This is a genomic window from Nostoc sp., from assembly GCF_036917355.1.
Lineage (GTDB): Bacteria > Cyanobacteriota > Cyanobacteriia > Cyanobacteriales > Nostocaceae > Nostoc.
The window spans coordinates 42,355-50,399 of sequence record NZ_JBALDP010000047.1; the positions used below are offsets into that span (position 1 = coordinate 42,355).

Sequence of the window (8,045 nt, forward strand, 5' to 3'; positions counted from 1 at the left end):
GTCATAAACAATTTGTCAATAAGTAATAGTGCTTAAAATTTTGCCAAGGTATATTCAAGAAGCAGATGCAGCTAAACGCCGAATTGTCTAGATAAAGCTGAAATGGATTTAATTTTTCAAGCTGAAAATCTGACAGTGAACTTTTCAGCCTCCAAAAAGTACAATCTAGATGCACGAAAGCTTCTTGCTATTGTTGGGTGTTATGGTAATGAACTCAAAGAAACATAGTCTTAGACAAAAGTTCCCCTGGCAGTTTTAGCTTGCTACCTGACGTTGATGTTCTCGATCCAGAAATGGACTCGGCTGAAATTTGGCGATCTTCTCGTCAAGAATAAAAGATTTGATATATTCAATAATCATCGTTTGGAGAGAGAACAGACCTGATTTGGCATCAATCCACGATCGCGCTTGCAGTAGTTCCAAGATTTCCAAGAGTTCTTGGGATGAAACAGAGGATGGCATCTTTGCTCGTAGCTGTGAAAAAGAAATGGGTTGACGATTGATTGCTATGCATTGAATCGTTACTTTAACCGTGTCCGACAGGCAGTCAAATTCTTGGTCTAAACTGTTAAGAATTGTACCAAAAACTGTAACTTTTTGTTTTAAAAATTCAGTGATGCTGCCATCAAATAACTGTTGAATCGTTGTGGCAATGCAGTTTAGCACATAGGGATTCCCTCCATAAGATTCGATTAATCGATTCCAGTTCTCTGGTGTTCCTCTAAAGATTCCTTTTGTTTTGAAAAGTTCTTGTATATCTGTAACCTGTAATCCTTGGAGAGAGAATACTCGCACAGGTCGTGTCTTTCCTTCAAGTGAGGCGATCTCATGGAATTGGACACGACTGGTCAAGATTAAGCAACTTTGATGGGTGGCTTCTCCCACTCTCCTAAAAAACTCGCAGTACTCTCCGATGGTTGTGTGCTGAAGCCAGATACAGTCTCGACAGGCGATCTTTGGGGCGGCACATTCTTGGAGAACTCTGTCAGCACCGTCTAAAACCAGTAAACAACGATGACGTTGCAAATAATGAATCAGCCGTGAAATTTTGTGATTGAATAGTTTTGGCAGATCGGTTTCTTTTCCATTAGATAAGACGGCAATCAGGTCTGCTAGGAGATCGTTAACTGAAGTATTAGGGAGGAGCGCTCGCCAAATCACGAATTCAAACCGATCCTGAAGTTGTTGAGCTAGTTTCACGGATAGCCAGGTTTTACCGATCCCACTCATACCCAATATCGTAATCAGACGACAGGGTATTGGCTCATTTGTAGGAGACTCAGCTAAAATCCAGTGTTTCAGGGTTGCCAGTTCCTCCGTGCGTCCGCAAAAAAGGGATACATCTGGTGCTTCTCCCCAATCAATTTGATTTTTAATTTTTGTGTAGTTTTCCTGTAGGTTGATATCCTGATTGGAAAACTGATAGTCATGAGGTTCTAGTTGTAGGTTGAATGCTTGAAAACAGTACTTCAGAGTTTGGCGATCTACCCCTATTTCACAGGCAAATACCTTTGTCACTGTATCGGAGTCTAACCCTATGCGAAAGCTTAAGACTTCACGAGTATAATGTTTATCGAAATTGTCATAATGTTCTGATTTAGATTTTGCATCTTGGAGTTTCTGCAATCCTTGGGGCGTTAGGATTACACCACGTCTACGGCTCCTGTGTTGTGATTTCATTGGGAACCTCAGAGGTTATAAATGTATTTTTTATGGTTTGGCATGACCGTCTGTAGCACATCTTTAAGATGTAGCAGCAAACAGAAGATAACTGGCACAATTCAGGAGTAAATAACTTAAGCTGCGAAAGCTACAAAGTTATCTAAATCTCAATCAAACCTTGATTGTAAAAGCTGAACTCATTTAAAAGATTTGTTAAATAATTATGCTAGGGAACACAGATGCGATGCACTATTGCGAATCTAAATCAGGTAAAAGTTAAAAGAAAAGATTGAATGAAGCCAAGTTATCCAGCTAAATTTATGTTACTTGCTTTGTTCTTGTACGGACATTAAGTAATTTTACAGTTGGTTATTAAAACCGCGATCGCGAATTGCTCATTTTTATAGCAGTTGCAAGAGTCAGGCTGCTTGAAATCAGAGTGAAGTATTGTCAAATTCCCAGATGCGATCGCCTTTCTCTTCAGTTCTATAGAGCGATCGCTGATATCGAAACGTTGACTGCCGCAATTGATATTGAGAGCGTTTTGGCAGAACAGAGAAAATATTTTAGCTGTTGTGAAGGCGATCGAAATTTGGGGAGAGGCGGTTAAAAAATTCTTATATCTGCAACCCCTATCTACAAAATTCCCTGGAAAGCGATCGCTATTCTTCTGTTTGCTATAACTTCAATTGTATTTTTCGGACAAACTAATATTAAGTTTTGTAATGCTCGATACTGAAATTAAGGTAGTTTCGCCGAACTTAAGGAAGAAGAGGGAGTGGGGAATTAAGTTTGGCAGTGGCTGAAATAATTCTTGTGTATAGCTTGAGAAAATCGAGTTTAAGAAGTCTTTAAGTTGGTTCTTAAGTTCGTCAACTTCGGTTGAGTTAAATGGGGAAAAAGGACAGACTCAACCTATAAACGTTTTTGGGTATCAAGGAATAATTCAATTAACAGGATAGCAAGTTGTCTTGAAGTTATATCACTCAATTGAGATCGGGTTACATCCAAGGGTTCTAGTTTTAAGATGGGTGAACTCGAATGAGCGCCATAGCTAGGTAAACTTGAACTTTTCCGCAGGATGAAATACTTGTTGTTCAATAAATTGGAAAGATATCCAACGTTTTGAAGCAGAGGAAATTGCCTGTTATGCATAAGCAATAACCGCTGAATGAACACTACTTTATTAAATAACAAATCAAAAACACAAATTCTCAGGAGAAACTCAAATGGCTACTTACGGCACCTCGTTGAGCGATACAATCTATGGCACCAGTGGTAACGACGTTATCTACGGCTATCCCTCTTCAGGCTATGGCTCTGGCCCTTATGACTACGACGGCTATGATTATTTGTCTGGCTCTGCTGGCAACGATGAATTATACGGCGGTAATGAGAATGACAGCCTTTACGGTGGATCTGGCAATGATGCCCTCTATGGTGGAGCCGGCAACGACCGCCTTGACGGCTATGCAACTAGTGGCGTAGAATACGATACTCTGGTTGGTGGTTCAGGTTCTGATACTTTCGTTCTTGGCGGTTCTTGGGGTGTTTCATACCAAGATTTTGGTTTCGCTACCATTACTGACTGGAATGCCTCTGTTGATTATATTCAAACCATTGGTAACTCTAGTCAATACTCTTTCGGGTATTCAAATTGGAGTGGCAGTTCGCTTATAGACACAGAAGTTTACTATGGCAGTGAGTTGATTGCTGTCGTTCAAGACACTACCAATGTCAGTTTATCTAGAGACTTTATCTTTGTCTAGTTGGCACTTTGTTCGTCAAGATTGCATTCGCGCTTAAAAGTTTGCGATCGCGCACAGCACCCGTAAGTAATGCGATGACCGAATCCCCGAAAATGAGCAAAGCTTTTAGTAACACAAACTAGTTTGTCACGGCACTTAAAAGAAGCCAGTGTGTTGTTGGGGTTCCCCTTGTTGTAGTAACAGACATTGTTGTATCGTATTTCATCGCACTCTATAAGGATGTAAGACTCTAAAATCCCAAAAAGATTTTAGAGTCTTTGGCTGTACATGAGCAAAAATTAAATATAAGATTCTTTACCAAGATAGTCAGTTTATACTCTGACTCTAATCCACCCTGAATCCAATCTCAAAGATATTGATAGTAATGATAAGCACTTAAAATGCGAGTATTTACACAAATTCACTGAAAAAGTGTAAGTTTGTTTAGCTCTTGCATAACATTCCAATCAACCTCTGATAAGTCATTGGCATTGTTGAAAAACAGTTATTCAGGAAGCGAAAATTATGAAACTTTACTATCGTGGTCTGAGCTACGAATACGACTCAAGCAAAGTTGGCAGCAAAAAAACGGAACAGCCATTTCAACCAGTTCCTCAAATTGGGCAAGCTTATAATTTGATGTACCGTGGCGTTAACTATCGTGTCGATCCAAATTCCAAATCGGCGGAAGTTCCTCTAGTACCAGTAACCTATAAATTGAGCTTTCGGGGAATAACCTATTTTGTAAATAAAACTCAATTAGGAGAGGTTAGCGTAGTTTCTCAACCAACAACTACTTCAAAAGCTGAGGCACTGGCGATTTCTGAGGAATTATTAAAGCTTCAACAATAATATGCCTGCAAGCCGATCTGGAGTCTAGTTAGTCATAAACTTGTAATACAATCCTCAAAAAATCTTGCTTGAAATTTTGGCACTACCTACTTTCTGTCTGAACAAACCTTACCAAAGCTGGTAGTTGTGTCAAGATTAATTTGAGGAATTAAGGCTTGTGACATAATGTTAGGACAATTATTAGACGGACGTTACCAAGTCCTCCAGATATTAGGTGGAGGTGGATTCGGTCAAACCTACATAGCCCAAGATACCCATCGGCCAGGTTTTCCAAAATGCGTTGTCAAACACCTTAAGCCCGTCACTCGTAGCCCTGAATTTCTCAAAACTGCCAGACGGCTATTTACTAGTGAGGCAGAAACACTAGAAAAACTGGGCTATCATGACCAGATTCCTCGGCTTTTAGCCTATTTTGAAGACAACCAAGAGTTCTTCTTGGTGCAAGAGTTCATTGAAGGACACACCCTAAAAGCGGAACTATTCCTCAATCAACGTTGGACAGAAGATCGAGTCATTCAACTACTCCAACAGGTTCTGGGTATTCTACAATTTATTCACAGCCACAACGTTATTCATCGAGATATCAAACCGGACAATATAATTAGGCGGCAACAAGACGGTAAGTTAGTGCTGATTGATTTTGGCGCTGTTAAACAAGTCCAAACTCAACTCCTCACAATTGCAGGGCACACGGGGGCTACTATTATTATTGGTACTCCCGGATATATGTCTACAGAGCAGGGGCAAGGTAAGCCCCGCCCCAACAGTGATATTTATTCCTTGGGCATTATTGGTATACAATCGCTGACAGGGTTACATCCGATAAACTTTGAGGAAGACCCAAATACAGGAGAAATTTCTTGGCAGCATCAAGCTAACGTCAGTTCTGAGTTGGCTTCTGTGCTATCTAAGATGGTGCTACATCACTTTAAACAGCGCTATCAGTCTGCGGCTGAAGTTTTACACGTGCTTAAGAAGCTTGATACTAAAGGAGAAGCGCAATCGCTTCAACTACCATCTTTGACACCCAAAGAGCAAGAATATTATCGCAAAGATTACCAGGTAGAAGCGCAATCACTTCAAGTACCAGATTTTACACAACCGCCTCAAGCTTCGCTTTCTCAGCAAAACTCAATTGGGTATCCGACTGCTTCTATTCTGTCTGGGGAAAATTACAATCGCTTAGAAACAATTCTTTTAGAATTTGTCGGCCCCATTGCCTCAAGATTACTACGACAAGTTGCGGCATCAGCGTCCAATTATGAAGAATTAATTAGTCAATTAGCCCTTCATCTTCAAGAAAATCAACAAATTGATTTTAAGAAGAAAACCATCTTTCTACTAGAGAAACCTACGTTACTACAAGAACTTACTGTTAAATCCGAACAATCTGGTATTAACTCAAATAATTTACTAAACCAAGAATCTCAAGTCATCAGTGACAAATTTTTGGAAGAGTGCGAACGTGAGTTGGCTAATTTAATTGGCCCAATAGCTAAGTTTCTAGTTCAAAAAGCTAGGAAATCTTCTGGACAAATCTCCCGTGCAGAATTTGTGAAAATTTTAGCATCACAAATCCCCGAACCTCAAAAAGCTTTGCAATTTGAGCAACGCTTACTATCTTGAATTTGTAAGCCTTTTTGTCCTTGTTAATTACGAATTACGAATTACGAATATGAATTACGACTTATTAAACTTGATTATTCAGCATTTCCAGAGCTATTTTCAAGCTAGCTTTCATCCGATTAAATGCTTCTGCTAACCCGCCAATTTCATCATGAGAGCTTTCTTCAAAATCAGCGGTCATATCACCAACACTAACTTTTTGAGCTATTTTCTCTATTCTTCTGATGCGCTGAATCACATATTTTGTAATTAAGAAGTTAATTAAGAAAACTACAATCGCAAAAATCGCAATTAAAAGTCCCATTATCAATATCCAAGTCTGCTTGGCATTGGCAAAAATATCTTGAGAAGGAACAGAGATTATTTGAGCAGAAACAATCTGATTGAGTTGCCAGCCAAAACCATTTTCTGAGCCATAATTTAGCAACTGACTTTTAGGAGCCCGATCTGGTGTAGAATGGCATCGCAAACATTTGGCTTGTGTAATCTTTAGTGGTTGTGCAATGTAAAATACTTCGCCTTCTGACAATTTACGAAAGCCTGTAATTTCTAGAGTATTAGGTTCATTGCGAAAACGCTCGACAAGTTGAGTTTCAAAATTATCAGCTTTATCCGCTAAATTGGTTGGATTAAGTGTTGCATCCTTATGAAAAAAGTTTTTAAATTCAGGCTTTTTACGAAAATTTTCAAAAACCTCTTTAGAGGAAAAAGTTGGTACTACTTCAGGCAGGAATGTTGGGTTAGTATCTAATCTAGGTTCTAATAGGGGAGCAATACGATTTTGTGTATAATCTCTAACTGCATTCACCATTTGGATGAGAATCTCCGCTTGAGAACTTACTTCATTTTGCGCTCTCTTTTGAAGTACACTGGATAAGGCAACGCCACTTCCTAAAATACTGATGATGAAAACTAATATTAAAAGCAAGTTAAATTTAGCACCTATTTTTAAGTTTTTTAACGTAATGTTGTTTAACATAACCTAAGCAACGAAGGTAGCCTGTGAGTTTGTCTAATATTTATTTATACCTGTTAAAAAGCTTCTCAACAATATTTAAATAAATATTAATTTTTTGCTGCAATATAACCCCTTTAAGCAGCAGTCAAGTTTATCTAAATTAGTCCTGAAAGCCAAATTATTTCCTTAACTATAATTAGTGATGTTTGTGCGATTTCCCCGTCGTTTATTTCTGTTTCATCTACTAGGTTTTACATTTGCTGCCTGCAAACCACAAGATGGAGATGGGGTTGAGGGCACGTTAACTATTGGTGTAATCAACTATGGTGGAGGCGAACAGATAATTAATCAATATGCTAAATTTAATAGTTACTTAGGTGAAAAAACAAACTCATATATTCAGTTAGAGCCTGTTTTTAATGAAAATAGAGCGGTTGAGCGCCTTGATGCTCGTGCTTGGTCATTAGTATTTGCTCCACCGGGTTTAGCGGCTATTGCGATCGCACGTCACCAATATGTTCCCCTATTTCCTTTAATTGGTATTAGTAATTTACGTTCAATCTTTGTTGTTCGTAAAGATAATCCGATCGCTGACTTGAAACAATTGCAAGGCAAAACAGTGGCTTTAGGACAGTTGGGTTCAGCAACAGGATATTATTTTCCTCTTTACAATCTTTATGGTACAACGCTGGCTGAGATACTGTTTGCACCCACACCCAAAGCAGCACTGGAATTGGTAGCTCAAGGAAAAGCGATCGCCTGTGCCGTTTCGGAGGCGGAATTAAGCCTCTACAGCTCACAATTGGCGCCAACCGAATTCCGCATATTATTTAAAGACCCTCATTATGTACCATTAGGTGTAGTCTTAATTGGGCCGAATGTAGAACGTAACCGTCAAGAGTTTATCCGCAAAGTGATGAGTGAATCGCCTTCAGGTTTAGCTCAAGAAGTGGGGTATGTACCTAATGGACAAGTACCAGATTACAAATACATGATTTCTGTGGTCGATCGGGTAAGTTCAATTAGTTCCAAGCTGCAAAATAAACCTGTTCGTTTATTTTAATTAAAGCAATAACAATACTTTTAATCTTTGCTTTCTTTAAAAACTGGAGTTTAGACTAAGCAGCAAAAAACGACTCAGGAACGCCGAGTTGAAAACAAACAGGCTTGAGGCTGGAAAATTGACAATCTTAAGCAGA

7 protein-coding genes are annotated in these 8,045 nt (G+C 39.1%); 5 read left to right on the forward strand and 2 right to left on the reverse strand.

Annotation, left to right across the window (positions count from 1 at the left end; all coding sequences use genetic code 11):
- Positions 1–255 precede the first annotated feature (255 nt).
- Positions 256–1,680: an ATP-binding protein gene (locus V7K53_RS14210; RefSeq protein WP_335198149.1), complete on the reverse strand. Its 1,425-nt coding sequence runs from the start codon at positions 1,678–1,680 to the stop codon at positions 256–258.
- A 421-nt stretch (positions 1,681–2,101) separates the two neighbouring features.
- Here V7K53_RS14210 and V7K53_RS14215 point away from each other — a divergent pair, with 421 nt between their 5' ends.
- From V7K53_RS14215 to V7K53_RS14230, 4 genes are all read left to right on the forward strand, one after another.
- On the forward strand, positions 2,102–2,272 hold the full coding sequence (locus V7K53_RS14215; RefSeq protein ID WP_335198150.1) for a hypothetical protein: 171 nt from the start codon (positions 2,102–2,104) through the stop codon (positions 2,270–2,272).
- 619 nt (positions 2,273–2,891) lie between these two features.
- Positions 2,892–3,431, forward strand: coding sequence for a calcium-binding protein (locus tag V7K53_RS14220; protein ID WP_335198151.1), 540 nt, complete (start codon positions 2,892–2,894; stop codon positions 3,429–3,431).
- A gap of 504 nt (positions 3,432–3,935) precedes the next feature.
- Positions 3,936–4,262, forward strand: a complete 327-nt coding sequence (locus V7K53_RS14225; protein WP_335198152.1) for a DUF4278 domain-containing protein — start codon at positions 3,936–3,938, stop codon at positions 4,260–4,262.
- A gap of 165 nt (positions 4,263–4,427) precedes the next feature.
- Positions 4,428–5,888 carry a serine/threonine-protein kinase gene (locus V7K53_RS14230; protein WP_335198153.1) on the forward strand — a complete coding sequence of 487 codons (1,461 nt, stop codon included), beginning with the start codon at positions 4,428–4,430 and terminating at the stop codon, positions 5,886–5,888.
- A 64-nt stretch (positions 5,889–5,952) separates the two neighbouring features.
- On the opposite strand, the gene V7K53_RS14235 is transcribed toward V7K53_RS14230, so the two are convergent.
- Positions 5,953–6,867 carry a c-type heme family protein gene (locus V7K53_RS14235; protein ID WP_335198155.1) on the reverse strand — a complete coding sequence of 305 codons (915 nt, stop codon included), beginning with the start codon at positions 6,865–6,867 and terminating at the stop codon, positions 5,953–5,955.
- Positions 6,868–7,048: 181 nt separating this feature from the next.
- Between V7K53_RS14235 and V7K53_RS14240 the strand changes: the two genes are divergently transcribed.
- On the forward strand, positions 7,049–7,909 hold the full coding sequence (locus V7K53_RS14240) for a phosphate/phosphite/phosphonate ABC transporter substrate-binding protein (protein ID WP_335198156.1): 861 nt from the start codon (positions 7,049–7,051) through the stop codon (positions 7,907–7,909).
- Positions 7,910–8,045 lie beyond the last annotated feature (136 nt).

Coding starts and splice junctions, on each gene's coding strand:
- V7K53_RS14210 (WP_335198149.1), bottom strand. CDS start 1,680: ATGAAATCACAACACAGGAGCCGTAGACGTGGTGTAATCCTAACGCCC.
- V7K53_RS14220 (WP_335198151.1), top strand. CDS start 2,892: ATGGCTACTTACGGCACCTCGTTGAGCGATACAATCTATGGCACCAGT.
- V7K53_RS14225 (WP_335198152.1), top strand. CDS start 3,936: ATGAAACTTTACTATCGTGGTCTGAGCTACGAATACGACTCAAGCAAA.
- V7K53_RS14230 (WP_335198153.1), top strand. CDS start 4,428: ATGTTAGGACAATTATTAGACGGACGTTACCAAGTCCTCCAGATATTA.
- V7K53_RS14235 (WP_335198155.1), bottom strand. CDS start 6,867: ATGTTAAACAACATTACGTTAAAAAACTTAAAAATAGGTGCTAAATTT.
- V7K53_RS14240 (WP_335198156.1), top strand. CDS start 7,049: ATGTTTGTGCGATTTCCCCGTCGTTTATTTCTGTTTCATCTACTAGGT.